Genomic DNA, 15,393 nt, shown 5'->3' on the forward strand with positions numbered 1-15,393 from the left:
GCTACCGGCTGCCGAGGAAGGTCCGGATCGATTCAGCCATGGTCCTGGCCTGGGTCCAGTGCAGATAGTGTCCGCCGTCGAGAGGCACGGTTTCGTGGTGTTTGACGTTTTTCAGGATGCTTTCCACCGCCTCGGCCTTGGCGGATGCCGCCGGGGACCCTGCCTCCGAGATAAACGTGAGCACGGGCAGTTCGTCGGGATAGCCAACTCCCCTGAGGTCCGCGGCGTTGTTGCCGATCCGTGCGGTCTCGTCGGCGACGGCCTGGTTGCCCAGGTTCCAGCTCGTCATCAGGCGGATGCGCTCGCGTTCATCCGGTGTATACGCGGTGCCGTCCGGCTCCCCCAGCGCCGGTGCGACCGCGAGGACCGTCCGGGCCATTCCCGTGATGGACAGCATCCGTTCCACGCCCGATCCTTGCAGCGGCAGCTCCACCGGCCCGCTCGTCGCCGCCGGCACGGTGGGGTCGATCCCGATCACGGCCGCTACCTCGTTCGGGTACCGGTTGGCGTAGTCGAGCATGTAGAAACCGGCGATCGAGTGCCCCGCCAGGACATATGGCCGGCCGAGGTCCAGCTTCCCGAGCACCTCATGGACTTCTGTGCTGATGTTCTTGTTGGTGCGCTCGCTGGCGCTCATGTCGCTGTAGCCGTACCCGAATCCCTCCACCACGATGACGTCGTAGTCGCCCAGCTCCCGGATCAGCGGGGCGAAGTCCAGCGCGGGCGCGGCCGTGCCCAGGCCGCTGAGGAGCACGATCGGCTGGCCGGGGTGACCGTTCCGGTACACATTGACCGTTCCGCCGGCGATCTCCATTCTTTCGCCATAGGGGGTGATGCCGGCCCGTTCCTGCCGCTCCAGGAACCAGTTGCCCGCCGTCGAGACCAGTCCCAGCCCCACAACGACAAGAGCCAGCAGCGCAAAAACGCGCAGCAGCCGCCGGGACCTCCGCCGACGGCCCGGGGCCGGATCCGTCGGGACAGCGTTGCTGCGACGGGCAATAATCCCCATGGCGGGCCTTTCGGTGCGGACAAGCGCGGATCAAGCCCAGCGTACGCCCGGCTACTTTCCGGCCGGCCGGAGCGAGGTGATCATTTTCCGGATGTCCTGATACTCCGGGGTTGCAGCGTAAAGCTCCGCCTTCGCCAGGTACGGCAGCGACGGGTCCCCCGGCGTCGTGTTGTTCGCCGGGCTGTACGCCTGGCCGAACAGCGCACCGCTGGGCGGCCAGAGGAACAGGTGGAACATCTGGCACGCCGTCGGGCCTGCTTCCTCCGGCATCGTCGTGATGCCGTCGGCGGCGAGGGTAGTCCGCGACGGCTCCGGTGCCGTGGTGTCTCCCCGGGTTTCGAAGACGTAGCGGGGCACATTGTGGTCGGCGGCACCGGGTTCGGCGAGCGCCTGCATCGGCTCGGAATCGAACACCTCGTACGGGCCCAGTCCTCCTATAGCTGTCCTCACCCGACAAGTATCTGATAAGTAACTTGTACTGGAGGATTGTGAGAGTCGTTAGCCTTGGGCGCTGATCCAGTGTTGCGCTTCGATCCCTGCGATGCGCCGGTACAGGGTCGCCCTGGACATGCCCATGTCACGTGCCACCTGGATTGCCGGTTCGCCGCCTGCGATGAGGCGGCGGGCGTTTTCGATCTGGCTGTTGGTGAACCGTTCCCGGCGCCCGCCCAGATCCTTGCCCGCGGCCCTGCGCTTGGACACGGAATCGGTGATCCGTTCCCGCTTGATCTCCAGTTCCATCTGCGCCAGGGCCGCCATGACGGTGAACACCATACCGCCCATGGGCGTGCCGGTGTCCACGTCCCCGCCGCCAAGATTCAACACGCGAAGACCGATTCCTCGATCCCGAAGCACTGTGGCCAGCTCCAGCATGTTGGCGGTGGAGCGCCCGAGCCGGTCCAGTGTGGTGATCACCAGGGTGTCGCCCTCATGCAGGGCATCGAGGGCCGTACCGAAGGCCGGCCTCAACGCCCTGGCACCGCTGACCCCATGGTCGATGTAGAGGTCATCCCGGCGCACCCCGGCAGCCAGCAGGTCCGCGATCTGCCGGTCGGTGTCCTGTGCCCGGCTCGATACCCGGGCGTATCCGATCAGCTTGCCCATTTTCGCCTCCAGAGTGTCCCGCAACGGTGGTTGACTATGGCAACTCCACCCCTTGCTTACGGGACATGTAGCAAGACACCCGAGTCGTTGAAGCGTCAAGGACATCGAATGTCTCGACTACCAGTCTTGCAACCCATGGGATGCAAGACAGCCGCGTGAGCCAGCGGGGCCGCCGCCCTTTTCAGCAGACGACTACACAGAATGTCAGAAGACGTTTACGCAAGCGGCGAGGCCGCCAATATAACGGCGGCATTGACACCGAGGGCAGCGGGGACTTGAATGTGGTTGCACGCAGGGATTCGTGGTTGCCGGCGGCACCGATACGAGGGAGTGGAACAATGGCGGAAGATGCGGTCAAGGTTGCACCGGAGGTCTACAAGGTCGTGCTCGAGAACGACCAGGTCCGGGTGCTGGAAGCGCGGCTGGCGCCGGGGGCGAAGACCGACGTTCACGGTCACCCGGCGCTCGTGGCCATCATGCTTGAGTCGGCCAAGGTCCGGTTCTCGGAATCGGGCGGCGAAACGACGGAGTTGGAATTACCCGCCGGGCAGCCGATGTACCTGCCGGCGACCGAGCACACATCGGAGAACACCGGCGACAGCGAACTGCACGGCTATCTCGTCGAACTCAAGCGGTAGAACGCTGACCCACGCGGACCTGGTCCTCTATGGGGTCGTCAGGGCAGCCCCCAATGACGCTCCCGGACTCTCCTGTCACGGGACAGCGCCGAACAAGTGGCGCCGGCGGTTTGTTGATCAAAACACTGTCAGAAGTCCTATGCACAACACCGGCCCTGCCCCGTCAAGTGGTGCAACCGTCTTGTAAAAAAGACGGTTGCCCCGACTGTCTCACCCGACCGCCTTGCATCCAATGGGATGGGAGGCAGTTGAGTTGGCAGGCATGGTTCATAGTCATGATTGTTGCGCCTGGTTGTCTTGGGTGAGGTCGAGGCGGGTGTTCATATCGAGGTGGAATTTGCCGTAGGGGTTGATGTGGGTCCAGAACAGCGGAGACAATCCGCGGCGTTCGTGGGGGCCGATACTGTCATGAAATTCCGGCGCTTCCAGGACGGTCTGCAGCAGCAGGGTATTGACGTGCACGAGCGCTGACTGCAGCAGGTGCAGGGTGAGCATGGACACTTCGGCATGTTCGCGGTCGGGTCCGGTGAGGTCTCCGTCTTTTCCGTAGAAGATGACGCCGTTGCCGCTGTTCCAGTTCTCCACGACCTGCAGTCCGCCGTGGATTTCACGGCGCAGGTCCGGGTCGGCGAGGTAGTCGCAGGCGAAGATCGTGCGCACGGCACGGCCAAGTTCCTCCAACCCCTGGTAGGTGGGATGTTTGGGCCCTCCGCGGGTGAAGCGGCGCAGGATCGATTCCGACTCGGCTGTTCCGAGCCTCAGGGCCGTGGCGTATTTGACCATCTGGTCGTACTGCTGGGCAATGAGATCCCACCGGATAGGCCGGGTCAGCACCGGCCCCAGCTCGGCGTAAACCGAAGTGTCGTCGGGGCGGTAGAGGCGGATGGACCCGATGTTTTTCAGCCGTGGCAGGAGTTTGAATCCCAGGAGTTCGGCGAAGGCGAAGCCGACGATGGAGGCCCCATGGGTATCGACGTAGCTGGCTTGGATGTCGGCGTCTGTGCAGTGCCGCAGCAGGCCTTCGATCATGGCTGCGACCTCGGAGGAGGAACAGTTTTTGAGTTGGCTGTAGATGCAGGTGGAGCGGCGTTCGACGTGCCAGTAGATCATCACCCCTGGCCCGCCGTAGCGGTTGTGCCATTCGGTCATGAGGTTTGATTCCCAGGACCCGAACTTCTTCGAATCCGACGCGCAGGCAGTCCCTGTACCCCACCAACCGGGGTCGCGGGCTTCGAAGGTGGCGTTGACGAGTTTGGCGATAGCCCGGCGCAGATTATCGCGGGTGATGAAGTGCCGGCGCACGTGCCGCAGCTCGCGTTCGGTTTCCCCATGGCCTCCTGTGTCCACGATGGCCTTGAGGCCCATGTTGGTCCCCAAAGCGAACAGACACAACAGAAGGCGGCGGCGCAACGTGTCCCGGTCAAGGATCTCCCTGGAGGCGACGGAAGTGAATTCTGCCGTGAAGTCCGCGAGGAAATCCGAGTCCTTGAGTACATCGAGAAGGTCCATGGTCCCCCAGCGGCGGATCACTTCATCCTTGAGGGCCTGGAGGTTCTGCGGTTCGGGGAGCGGCTCCATTTTCGGCACCCCGATCCAGGGATCCCCGCGCCGGGTGGTGATTTTCACCCCGCCGGCCGTGACATCAACCAGGGCGGAATCCAACCGTTCCAACGCTGCTGCCATGCGTTCGCGAAGGTCATCGATGAATTCTGTTGGGTCCACCGGCTGGCGTATCGCGGTGTAGTGGACTTCGCGGTTAGCCTCGAAGTCCTGGGGCAGGTCATCTTCCGGATTCCGCCATTTGTTGGCGCCGTCGACGAATATTTCCCGGCGGCGGATAGCATCCCGTAGCGCCACAAGCACGCACAGCTCGTACGGGATGCGTTCGATGCGGCCGCGTTCATCGACCACGGCCGAACGCCAGGCCTTGGGAACGACACCATCAACTGGCACTTGAGCGGCGTCAGCGTAGTATCGGGCTTTCCCGTCCACCCCGGCGTAGCGGTTCAGCAGCTCCAGGGCCTGCATGACAGGGCGGTAAGCGGTGTTGTTGCAGCGAAAGGACAACGCCGCGAGCAGGGCGGGGAGCATCCGGCGGTAATGGTTGGAATACGAGCTCCGCAGCACGGTCCGGACCCTGCCCTGAAACGCGAGTTCGTTGGCCTTGGCCTCACGGACGAGTTCCCTCAACGTCTTTTCCCCGACCACCGGATACAGAGCAGACCGGACTGTATCGTCGGGATGGCCGATAGCGGCCTCAGCGATCCGGAACAGAATGCCCTCCCTGCCCCGCACCCGCCGCAAATCCTCCGTCAGCTCCCGCTCGACCCGCCGGTCAGCCCGGGTATTGACTTTCAACACCAGCGCGATCAGCAAGTCCACCAGCGAATCGGTGATCTCCGAAGACCGCTGCCAGCACAGGGCAGCCAACAGCGTGAGTCGGACCGGTGCCGGCATCGACCGAAGGTCCGAAGGGTAGGCACGGGCCGCCCGGGACCGCCAGGCCTCCACGAGCTTGTCCGGCGTATGCGTAAACAGCGCTGCAGGCAACCCCAGGGCACGGATGGCGGCGAGCTTATCGACCTCCCGTAACAGGGTTTCCAGCCCCACCTGGCCCGGGTCAGACTTCAACTCTGCCAGCAACCCTCTATCGGTTCCGTCTGTAACCAGACCCTCCAACCGGGCGGCGCAGTCAGCATTCAAACGGGCGACGGTGGAGTCGCAGAAATCCTTCTCGAACGCTGCCCGGGCGGACCCAATGATCCGCTCAATCCGCCCTGGCGGCTCAATCTGATCAGCGCGGCACCGGACAAGTACGGCTTCGCGTAGCTGTTCGTCCCGCTGTTCTACCGGACATACTTCACGGGCCAGCCTCTCTGCAATCTTCTCCTCGCCGCGGGAGAATTCCCGGAATCCGAACGCCGACCGAATTTGAGCACGATGGCGCTCAATTACCCGGCCGGACCATTCATACGCGCTGAACAGCAGCGGATCGATCTTGACCTGGGCCGCAACATATGCCACCGCCTCGCTCGTGAAATCGATGGCGGTCCGTGGAAAACGGGCCTCAAGCTCAAAGAATTTAAGCAACAGAGCAAACCCCAGCCGGGTCACTCCCGACTTGTTGCCCACCAGTTCCCAGTCCCCGCCCACCAGAGTCCAGGACCCAACCAGCTCGTCAGAAATAGGTTCCGAGCGTAAGTTCACCCCGGAACCCTAACCCTGCACCGCCCCCTTCACAAGTCACTCGCCAGTTACTTGTCGGGTAGGGACAGCTATAGGAGTACCAGGCCGTACGGGTACGGCTGCGGCGCCTCCCCGGCCGGATCCTGGACGGTCCAGGCCGACGGATAGTCGAAACTCAGCTGCCCGTCCGACGTCGTGAAGGTGCGCCAGCCCGACGACGGCGGCACAGCCGGCGTGGGGATCGCCGGAGCTCCGGTGCTGCCGGGCGGCTGGCTCACCGGGGCACCCGCGGTGGACGCCGGCTCCGCCCGTCCCCTCAGGCCCATGCGAAGCCCTGGCTTCCGGTCCGGCAACCGCCTGCTACTTCCCCGCCGGCCGCATTTATCCTCCCCCGGGGATAGAAACTGGTTCGATGGTGCGGGCAGTCCGGGCCTGAATGCTAGGGTCAAAGGTCCCGAAGCCGCCGCCGACCGGGCCGTCCACCGGGCGCTTTCCGTCCAAGGGGCCCCGGCGTGACCGGTCCCACGTTGACACGCGTCTGATTTCAGGGGCCCGCGAAAGCTTGCTAGACCTTTAAGTGATGCAAGATTTCCTAACTCAAGCAATGCCCTTCCTCGCCATGGCCCTCGCCGTGGCCGCCGGACTCGTCCTGTCCTGGCTGCTGCGCCGGATTGTGCTCCGGCTCAACCGCAAACAAACCGAACTGCGCGAGACGTCGCGGATGGCCCGGCTCCCCTTACGTTTCGTCCTGTGCCTGATCGGTGTCCGGATCGCCCTCGCGGTGTCCGCCGGGGACATCGAATGGCGCCACGGAGTGGACCATCTGCTCCTGATCGGCCTCATCGCCGCGGTGGCGTGGCTGGCCGTGACCATGCTGCTGATTATCGAGACCATGGTCTTCATGCGCTACCGGGTGGATGTGGCGGACAACCGCCGGGCCCGACGGCTCCGCACCCAGGTGATCCTGGCGCGCCGGATCGGCGTCGCCCTGATCGTGGTGGTGGGGGTGGGCAGCGCGATGCTGACCTTCCCGGCGATCCAGGCCCTCGGCGCCGGACTGCTGGCCTCCGCCGGCGTGCTGTCGATCGTGGCCGGCCTCGCCGCGCAGACCTCCCTGGTAAACGTGTTCGCCGGCGTCCAGCTCGCATTCACGGATGCGATCCGGGTGGACGACGTCGTCGTGGTCCAGAAGGAATGGGGCCGGATCGAGGAGATCACCCTGACCTACGTGGTGGTCCACATCTGGGACGACCGCCGGCTGATCCTGCCGTCCACCTACTTCACCACCACGCCGTTCGAGAACTGGACCCGGCGCCAGTCCGAGGTCATGGGCACAGTGGAGTTCGACCTCGACTGGCGTGCCCCCGTGGAAGCGATGCGCGCGGAGCTCAAGACGGTGCTGGCCGAAACGGAGCTGTGGGACAAGCGCGTGGGCATCCTGCAGATCACCGACGCGACGGCCGGCTTTGTCCGGGTCCGCATCCTGGTCAGCGCGGCGGACAGCGCCTCACTGTTTGACCTGCGCTGCCTGATCCGGGAAGAACTCGTGCTGTTCCTGCAGCAGGACCACCCGACGGCGCTCCCGCACGTGCGCCTCGAGACGATGGCTCCGGCCAGGTCCCGGGCCGAGTCCGGAAACGGCCGCCCCGGCAAGGCATCCGCCGCGGACGAGCACCCCCGGCACCACCCGGCCGACCCGCACGATTCCCAGTTGTTCACCGGTTCCATCGAGGCTGTGCAGCGTTCCCGCGCCTTCTCCGGGCCCGGCGAGGATGTGTTCGAGGACCGGGACAGGACAATCGCCGCCCGGAACTAGGCACGGGAGCCTCCCCTGCCGCGTCCCTGGTGGGGCGCGGCGGGCCTCTTTGCGGGCTTTGTTGCGGGGGGCCGCGGCCGGGCCTTCCCAGCCTGCCGGAACTGGTCGATAATCAGACCGACAAACAGAGGGAGCGCGGCATGACTATTCCACCCACCCGGGAACCTGATCCGTTTCCCCCGGAACCCGGCCCCACCACCCCGCCGCCGGAACCGGGCGATCCTTTTCCCCCGGAGCCCGGCCCGGTCCCGCCGCCGGGTCCGAGTCCTGTGCCCGGGCCGGCCCCCGGCCCTGCGCCGGGCCCCTTGCCGATTCCCGATCCCGGCCCCGCACCCCGGCCGGATCCGACCCGGTTCCGGTGACGGCCCGGTTCCGGTGACGGCCGGGCTTCGGTAGTCCAACTCGGCACCAAGGCCTGGCTCAACCGCCGGCCACGCTGTGCAGGAACCGCCGGACCGCGGCGTTGAACGCCGTCGGCGCTTCGGCGGGGGCGAGATGCCCGACGTCGGGAATCACCACGAGTGTGGATCCCGGGATCCGCTGGTGCAGCTCCCGCAACGCTCAACGGCGCCCTTGTGTCCTCTGCGCCGTACAGCAGGAGCGTGGGCACCGCGACGGCTGGCAGGACGTCCCGGTAGTCGGCGTGGCCGCTCGCATTCAGCAGCGCCCGCATGCCGTCGGGGTGGAAGTCGGCCATGATCGCGCTGACTTCCTGGACCACGGCGGGATCGGCCCGGCAAGTGAACAAAGTGGGGAGCCAGATGGGGATGAACTGTTCGGGCGGTTGGCCGAGTTCGGCCAGCACCTGCGCGTACCTCCGCTCCACCTCCTTCGGAGGCAAGGACCCCGCCCAGCCGGCATACGCGGAGGCCAGCACCAGTGACGCCGGCATCTCCGGGGAGGCGCGGTAAAGCTCCAGCGCGATCCCGGAACCCATGGACAAGCCGAGGATATTGGGCCTGCCGGGCACGGCTTCCCGCAGGAATCCGGCCAGGGCATCGCCAAGGTCCTTTCCGGAGAAGTCCGGCGGAGGATCATCGGAGCGGCCACAGCCCGGTGCATCCCAGGCGAAGACAGTGAACTCGTCGGACAGCGCCTCGAGCTGCGGCCGCCAGACCCGGCTGTCCTCGTAGGTCCCGTGCAGCAATACCAGCGCCGGGCCGTGGCCCGCGCGCTGGTACGCGATGCGGAGACCGGCGACCTGGACGGCGTCCATGGCCCAATTCTAGGGCCATCGGACGCCGCCACCCAGGCGTGCGGGCTTGCCGCCGGAACCCTGCCGGCGCGCTTTAGCGCGGAACCTTCAGGCCAGGACCTTTAGCCCAGGACGATGTCGCGCGTCCGGTGGTCGTAGTGGATGACCAGCGGGCCGCCGCCGTGGTGCACCTCGTGGTTGGGACCGTCGAACACGCCGAACGCACCGTAGTTCTCATCCCAGGAGCGGTTAAGCGCGATCTTGAAGGTATAGAAGCCGGCCGGGACGTCGGCAGCGAGCTTCCAGAGCTGGTCCACGAGGTCCAGTTCCATCTGGGACTCCTCGTACTGGGGTGCCCAGTTGGCGGGTGCACCCAGCGCGATGTTGAAATCGCCGGCGACGGCGACGGCCGCCGGCTGCTCGACCGTTTCGGTGCTGACGGCGGAGCCGGACGGTGCTGGTCCTGCAACTGATTCAGCTGCTGGCGGGGTCTGCGCCGCGGCGGCCGCCTTGCGCTTGCGGACGGCCTTCGCGACGGGTGCCACGGCGTCGTCGATCAGTTTGGCGGCCTTGCCGACAGCCTTGGTGGCTTTCGACGGAGCTTCCTTATCCCCGGCGGACGCGGCCGGGGCCGCGGTCTTGCGGACAGCCTTGGCAGCCGGCTTCTGCGCCGGTGCCGCGGGCAGCGGGGTGCCGGCCGGGACCGGGGTGCCGGCGTCGAGCGCTGCAACGAAAGCCGCAGGCTCGGCGAACGCGACGGTGGCACGCTGGCCGTCGTCGGTGATGGACCAGCCGGAACGGCCCTTGACGAGCCAGCCGGCCTTGACCAGCTTGGCGGTGGCCGTGGTCAGCGTCTTGTGTCCGCGCGGAATGCCGCCGCTGAGCAGTTCACGCTCATGCTCATTGAGCGGCACGCGCTCGATTGCCTCGCCCAGGACCGCCCCGGCGTTCAGCTTTTCAGCCGACCAAACCCCCTCTGCCAGAACTTCCAGCACGGCTTTCAGTCGAAGGGTCGTGTTTTCCGCGGTGTTCGCGCCCATGGGTCTCCTTTAGAAGCAATTGATCCACAAGCATTTTGCCAAGGATGTGGCCTTTCCGCGAGCGGAAACGGCTAACTGCGTGTGTCGTGTCCCACTATGACAGCCTGAACGGGCGAAGTGAGGGACCAATCTCGGGTACCCGCCAGTAGCTTCCGTCAAACTTTGCCTGCGGAGCCTCCAGTGGCGTCGGGGACGGTCATTTCATCCGGGTCAGGTTCAACAGTTCCAGCAGGGCGGGTCGGGCTTCCAGCAGGAGCTGGACGGACTCCGGCAGCCCGTCCACAGTCACCGAGTCCTGGGTGATGTTGATGGAGAGCCTTTTGCCGGCAAAAGGGACGTTGTCCACGCGGAACTGTCCGAAGCCTTTGGGGAGTTCCGGCGCCAGCCACAGCTCATTCCACGGAAGGGCCGGGTCGAACCGCATCAGCGTGCGGATCAGGTGGATCGGGGCAGCTGCCGCCCAGGCCTGGGGGGAGCATGCCGCAGGATACGGCACGGGCTTGGGATATCTGGAACGGTCCAGTCCGGAGAACAGCTCCGGGAGCCGGCCTCCAAAGTGGTCCGCCGCCTCGAAGAGACCGTAGGCAATTCTCTGGGCCTCGTCGATGAATCCGTACCTCATCAGCCCGTGGGCGGCCAACGCGCTGTCGTGTGGCCATACGGACCCGTTGTGGTAGCTCAGAGGGTTGTAGGCGCCCATGCTGCTCGCGAGAGTGCGGATCCCCCAGCCGGTGAACATTTCCGGGGACATCAGGCGTTCGGCCACCTGCGCTGCCTTGTCTGTGTCCACGATGCCCATCCAGAGGCAGTGGCCCATGTTGGAGGCGAGGGCATCAACGGGTTTTTTGTCCCCGTCCAAGGCGATGGCGAAGTAGCCGCGGTCCGGGAGCCAGAAGCGTTCGTTGAAAGCTTCCTTCAGCCGGGCGGCCTTGGCCGCCCAGCGATCGGCTGTTTCTGTGTCGCCGTCGCCCAGCGCCATCAGGGCGCGCCCCACGTACGCCCCGTACGTGTACGCCTGGACTTCGCAGAGCGCTATCGGGCCCTGGGCGATGCTGCCATCGGCGAAGTTGATGCCGTCCCAGGAATCTTTCCAGCCCTGGTTTATGAGCCCGTGTTCGGTCTGCCGCTGGTATTCGACGAATCCGTCGCCGTCGCGGTCGCCGTAGTTCTCAATCCAGGCAAGCGCGCGGTCCGCGGCCGGCAACAGTGCGTGTACTGCGTCCGTTTCCAGGCCCCACCGTCCCAGTTCGCTGAGGACGGCGACGAACAACGGGGTGGCGTCGGCGGTTCCGTAGTAAATGCTGCGGCCACCCAGGACGGACTCGGTGCTGGCACCCAGGCGCACTTCGTGGAGGATACGGCCCGGTTCCTCTTCCGTCGCCGGGTTCACTTCCTTCCCCTGATGGTCTGCCAGCGTCTGGAGGGTCCCAAGTGCCAGGGACGGGTCCAGCAGCAGGGACATGAGGGATGAGATCAGGCTGTCACGCCCGAACAGGGCCATGAACCACGGGGCGCCGGCGGCGGCGACTGTGCGGTCCGGGTGGTCCGGGTCGAAGATCCGGAGCGAACCGAGATCCTCCTGGCTGCGCAGGATCGTGTCTTGGACGGCGGCGTCGCCGAGATTGGGGATGGGCATGGACATCCGCCAGGAGAGGAGGCGTTGCGCCTCGGAGGAAACTCCCGTAGTCCCATATGCCGCCGCAGATATCACCGCCTCACCGTTCAGGTACGGGGTGGCCGTGACGGTCTGGGTCCATTTCCCGTGGGCAGGAATTGTCGGATTAAAGACAAGCCGGTGCGCCTCGAAGGCAGCGCCTTCCGAGCGGACGGCCAGCCCATAACGCCGGCCTCCCGATTCGGATTCAAGAAGGAGGCAATCGCCTTCCAGGCGGACATTCTGCTTCCCTCGGCTGGCAGGCCTGCCGTCCTTGACCTCGAAGAGATCGGCGAAATCAGCAGTTACGGTCAAGGCGAGCGTGCAGTCTTTGGGCGCCCCCGAGTGGTTCTCGACTGTGATGGTTTCGGTGAGCCCGGCACCAATAGTCCTTTCCCGCTCTATCAGCAGCGGGGTGTCGGCGCCGCCGGCACGGCCGCTGACCCTGCCGATAAACTGCGCCCGAAAGGGTTCCAGGGCTGTCGCGGCAAGCGCCTCGAGTTGGGCGTCGTTGACGCTGAGGTTCCATCCGGTTATGTACCGGGTATCGTGGAAAAATGCGCCGTGGGGGCTCCCGGGAACCATGTCACCGTTGGGCGCTGTGATGCAGAACGAGGAACCGTCAAGGATGGTGACGGCGCCGGCGCCAAGAGGGCCGGCGGCGTTGTCGGCGTTCCAACCCGACATTTCTCGCGCTCCTCCTGGAATGGGGCAGTCGAACAATGGCTTGGCGCTAGAGGGCCGGTCATCGGGCCGGCACGTATATCAGAACTATGACGCTCGTCCGCTGGGAAAACAAGCCCTGGCCGTTGTGTCGCCGGAGCGGACATGCCTCCAGGGCGTGTCACCTCCGGCAGGTCAACCCGACCTCAACACAGCTCACGGTCCCCCTATGCCCCTGACCACGAGTGCCCCGGTACGCTGGGGATAGTTGCCGCACACCTCGACCATGGTTGTGCACCTTGGAACGGGGATCGTATGGCGCGTCCGCTCATCGCAACGAAGCTGTACGTCCCGAAGCTGCGACGCGGTCTTGTGGGCCGCCCACGTCTCATTGACCGTCTTGGTCGCCGGGCTGCGTCGAGACTGACGCTGTTGTCTGCACCGGCCGGGTTCGGCAAGACGACGCTCCTTGCCGAGTGGCTGGCCGGGACGCACGGCGAAGATCGTCGTATTGCGTGGCTCTCGCTCGACGCAGCGGACAGCGATCCTGCCTCATTTTGGACCTACGTTGTGTCCGCGCTCCAACCGGCGGTACCCGGCATCGGCTCGTCTGCACTGGAGCTCATAGCCTCCTCATCGATGTCGATCGAGCCTGTGCTCACCACGGTGCTGAATGAGCTGGCCGCGGCACCGACCGATGTCTGGCTGGTGCTCGATGACTACCACCTGGTTGACAGTGACGATGTCGGCGACGGGATGGTCTTCCTGCTGGAACATCTTCCGCCCCAGGTGCACGTGGTGATCAGCACCCGCGCCGACCCCGGGCTGCCATTGTCTCGTTGGCGGGCACGCGGCGAGCTCGTCGAGATCCGTGCTGCGGAACTGCGTTTTACGTCCGCGGAGGCCGCCGCGTACCTCAATGAGGTGGCCGGACTGGACCTTTCCGCAGGGGACGTCACGGCGTTGGAGCAGCGCACGGAAGGGTGGATCGCCGCGCTGCAACTCGCTGCGCTTTCTATCCAGGGGCGCGAGGACGTTGCCGGTTTCATTGCCGGGTTCGCCGGGAACGACCGGTACATCGTCGACTACCTGGTCGAGGAGGTACTCCAGCATCAACCCGGTCCGGTTCGCGAATTCCTGTCGCGCTCAGCGGTTCTCGACCGTCTCACGGGCCCGCTCTGTGACGCCGTCACTGGCCGCGACGACGGGAGCGACATGCTCATGGCCCTGGAACGCGCGAACCTCTTCATCGTCCCCATGGACGACCGGCGGGAATGGTACCGCTACCACCATCTCTTCGCCGACGTGCTGCGGGCGCGCCTGCTCAGCGAGCAGCCTGAGCAGATTCCGCTGCTGCACCAGCGCGCCAGCGGCTGGTACGAGTGCCACGACCTGACAGGGGACGCGGTCCGGCACGCATTGGCTGCCCGGGACTTCGACCGCGCGGCGTACCTTATGGAGCTGGCAGCCCCTTCTATCCGGCGCAATCGTCAGGATGCGATGCTGTTCGGCTGGCTGAAGGAGCTGCCCGACACCGCCGTCCGGCGCAGCCCGGTGCTCAGTGTCTTCTACGGATTCATGCTCATGCTCTCGGGTAACCCCGACGGAGCCGAACCCCGATTCGAGGACGCAGAACGCGCGCTGGCTGCCGTGCCGGAGGGATCCCCTACCCCGTGGACTGACAGCGAAGAGCTTCAGACGCTGCCGGCGACCATCGCCGTCTACCGCGCCTCGCTCGCCCAAGCACGGGGCGATGTGGCAGGCACGTCCGAGCACGCCCGGCACGCATTGGACCTGGCCCGTCCGGGCGACCATCTTGCCCGGGGCGCTGCGGCCGGATTCCTGGGGCTCGCCGCCTGGGCAAAGGGAGACGTCTCTACGGCGCTGCAGACTTTCACTCAGGCAGTGGCCAGCCTGCACGCAGCCGGCAACCTGGTCGACGAGCTCAGCAGCACGGTGGTGCGCGCTGACATGTGGCTGGCGGCAGGCCGACCCGGCAAGGCACGACGGCTCTACCAACGCGCGCTGCGGCTGGCCGAGGCCCAGGGCGAGTCAGTGGCGCGGGCAACCGCAGACCTGCACGTGGGGCTGAGTGAGATCGACTGCGAAGCCGGAGACCTCGGCAGCGCCAAACGACACCTCGAGACCGCCGCAGCGTTCCTCGAGCGCGCTGCGATGACCGAAAGCCGCTACCGATGGTTCGTGGCAAGTGGACTGATCGCCCAAGCCGAGGGAAGCCCGGAGAGCGCAATCAACCTCCTGGACCAAGCGGAGCAGATCTACCGGCCGGGGTTCTTCCCGGACGTACGCCCTATCGCCGCGATGAAGGCCCGGGTCTGGATCGCGGCGGGCAGGATGTCAGAGGCCGCCGACTGGGCACATGACCGAGGCGTGTCCGTCACGGACGATGCCAGCTACCTGAGCGAGTTCGACCACCTCACCTTGGTGCGACTGCTCATTGCGCAGCACCGCTCATACCCCGACGCAGGAGCCTTGGACCATGCACGCCGCCTGTTGGACCGGCTGGCTGAGGACGCCGAATCATCCGGACGAGCCGGAAGTCTGGTCGAGATCCGCATGCTGCAGGCTCTTGCGCATGCGGCGCAGGGACACCGGCCGCAGGCCCGCGAGGCGCTGGGCCGGTCATTGGCCGAGGCCCCCGAATCAGGTGAGTACGTGCGGCTCTTCCTGGACGAGGGTGCCCCCATGATGGGGCTGCTGCGCGACGCCACACGCCACGGTATCGCCGGCAACCACGCGCACCGCTTGCTCGGCCTCGGTGCATCGGCCGAAGCGCAGGCCCCCGGCCCAGGGCAGCGCCCGCTCTCGACGGCGGACCCGTTGAGCGGACGGGAACTGCAGGTGCTCAGGCTCCTCGCCAGTGAGCTGAGCGGGCCGCAGATCGCCCGCGAGCTGTTCATCTCGCACAACACGCTGCGGACCCACACCAGGCACATCTTTACCAAGCTCGAAGTCACCACCCGCCGGGCGGCGGTCCTACGGGCCCGCGAACGCGGTCTGATGTAACCTGGCCAGCCTCGGGTTCTCACCCTCCCGGTCACATCGCAGGGTGATGCCGGGTCACCCA

General features: G+C 65.9%; 11 protein-coding genes. 3 read left to right on the forward strand and 8 right to left on the reverse strand.

Annotated features, from left to right (window positions below; genetic code table 11):
* Window position 1: 1 nt before the first annotated feature.
* Genes J9611_RS01515 through J9611_RS01525 form a run of 3 tightly spaced genes read right to left on the reverse strand, consistent with a single transcriptional unit; the run spans window position 2 to window position 2,113 of the window.
* Window positions 2–1,009 carry an alpha/beta fold hydrolase gene (locus tag J9611_RS01515; RefSeq protein ID WP_211877054.1) on the reverse strand — a complete coding sequence of 336 codons (1,008 nt, stop codon included), beginning with the start codon at window positions 1,007–1,009 and terminating at the stop codon, window positions 2–4.
* A gap of 51 nt (window positions 1,010–1,060) precedes the next feature.
* Window positions 1,061–1,459 carry a hypothetical protein gene (locus tag J9611_RS01520; RefSeq protein WP_211877056.1) on the reverse strand — a complete coding sequence of 133 codons (399 nt, stop codon included), beginning with the start codon at window positions 1,457–1,459 and terminating at the stop codon, window positions 1,061–1,063.
* 48 nt (window positions 1,460–1,507) lie between these two features.
* Window positions 1,508–2,113 (reverse strand): recombinase family protein, encoded by a 606-nt coding sequence (locus J9611_RS01525; protein WP_211877058.1) that lies wholly within the window; start codon window positions 2,111–2,113, stop codon window positions 1,508–1,510.
* 338 nt (window positions 2,114–2,451) lie between these two features.
* On the opposite strand from J9611_RS01525, the gene J9611_RS01530 reads away from it, so the two are divergent.
* Complete coding sequence (locus J9611_RS01530) at window positions 2,452–2,751, forward strand: cupin domain-containing protein (protein WP_211877060.1); 300 nt, start codon at window positions 2,452–2,454, stop codon at window positions 2,749–2,751.
* Window positions 2,752–3,024: 273 nt separating this feature from the next.
* Here J9611_RS01530 and J9611_RS01535 read toward each other — a convergent pair whose 3' ends face one another.
* Together J9611_RS01535 and J9611_RS01540 are read right to left on the reverse strand one after the other, a co-directional pair.
* The gene (locus J9611_RS01535; protein ID WP_211877062.1) at window positions 3,025–5,958 is read right to left on the reverse strand and encodes a Tn3 family transposase; all 2,934 of its coding nucleotides are present in this window, start codon (window positions 5,956–5,958) and stop codon (window positions 3,025–3,027) included.
* Between the two features lie 68 nt (window positions 5,959–6,026).
* Window positions 6,027–6,215, reverse strand: coding sequence for a hypothetical protein (locus J9611_RS01540; RefSeq protein WP_211877064.1), 189 nt, complete (start codon window positions 6,213–6,215; stop codon window positions 6,027–6,029).
* Window positions 6,216–6,517: 302 nt separating this feature from the next.
* Between J9611_RS01540 and J9611_RS01545 the strand changes: the two genes are divergently transcribed.
* Window positions 6,518–7,753: a mechanosensitive ion channel family protein gene (locus tag J9611_RS01545; protein ID WP_246527218.1), complete on the forward strand. Its 1,236-nt coding sequence runs from the start codon at window positions 6,518–6,520 to the stop codon at window positions 7,751–7,753.
* A 112-nt stretch (window positions 7,754–7,865) separates the two neighbouring features.
* On the opposite strand, the gene J9611_RS01550 is transcribed toward J9611_RS01545, so the two are convergent.
* The 3 genes from J9611_RS01550 to J9611_RS01560 form a co-directional block, all read right to left on the reverse strand.
* Window positions 7,866–8,969: an alpha/beta fold hydrolase gene (locus tag J9611_RS01550; RefSeq protein ID WP_246527219.1), complete on the reverse strand. Its 1,104-nt coding sequence runs from the start codon at window positions 8,967–8,969 to the stop codon at window positions 7,866–7,868.
* 101 nt (window positions 8,970–9,070) lie between these two features.
* Complete coding sequence (locus J9611_RS01555) at window positions 9,071–9,988, reverse strand: pullulanase X25 domain-containing protein (protein ID WP_211877066.1); 918 nt, start codon at window positions 9,986–9,988, stop codon at window positions 9,071–9,073.
* A gap of 196 nt (window positions 9,989–10,184) precedes the next feature.
* On the reverse strand, window positions 10,185–12,329 hold the full coding sequence (locus J9611_RS01560; RefSeq protein ID WP_211877068.1) for an amylo-alpha-1,6-glucosidase: 2,145 nt from the start codon (window positions 12,327–12,329) through the stop codon (window positions 10,185–10,187).
* Between the two features lie 408 nt (window positions 12,330–12,737).
* On the opposite strand from J9611_RS01560, the gene J9611_RS01565 reads away from it, so the two are divergent.
* Window positions 12,738–15,332 (forward strand): winged helix-turn-helix domain-containing protein, encoded by a 2,595-nt coding sequence (locus tag J9611_RS01565; protein WP_246527220.1) that lies wholly within the window; start codon window positions 12,738–12,740, stop codon window positions 15,330–15,332.
* Window positions 15,333–15,393 lie beyond the last annotated feature (61 nt).

Source organism: Pseudarthrobacter albicanus (assembly GCF_018224015.1).
In the GTDB taxonomy this organism is placed as follows: Bacteria; Actinomycetota; Actinomycetes; order Actinomycetales; family Micrococcaceae; genus Arthrobacter; species Arthrobacter albicanus.

Bases quoted from the DNA above. Each gene is read 5' to 3' on its own strand.
- J9611_RS01515 (WP_211877054.1), bottom strand. From the start codon at position 1,009: ATGGGGATTATTGCCCGTCGCAGCAACGCTGTCCCGACGGATCCGGCC.
- J9611_RS01525 (WP_211877058.1), bottom strand. From the start codon at position 2,113: ATGGGCAAGCTGATCGGATACGCCCGGGTATCGAGCCGGGCACAGGAC.
- J9611_RS01530 (WP_211877060.1), top strand. From the start codon at position 2,452: ATGGCGGAAGATGCGGTCAAGGTTGCACCGGAGGTCTACAAGGTCGTG.
- J9611_RS01545 (WP_246527218.1), top strand. From the start codon at position 6,518: ATGCAAGATTTCCTAACTCAAGCAATGCCCTTCCTCGCCATGGCCCTC.
- J9611_RS01550 (WP_246527219.1), bottom strand. From the start codon at position 8,969: ATGGACGCCGTCCAGGTCGCCGGTCTCCGCATCGCGTACCAGCGCGCG.
- J9611_RS01555 (WP_211877066.1), bottom strand. From the start codon at position 9,988: ATGGGCGCGAACACCGCGGAAAACACGACCCTTCGACTGAAAGCCGTG.
- J9611_RS01560 (WP_211877068.1), bottom strand. From the start codon at position 12,329: ATGTCGGGTTGGAACGCCGACAACGCCGCCGGCCCTCTTGGCGCCGGC.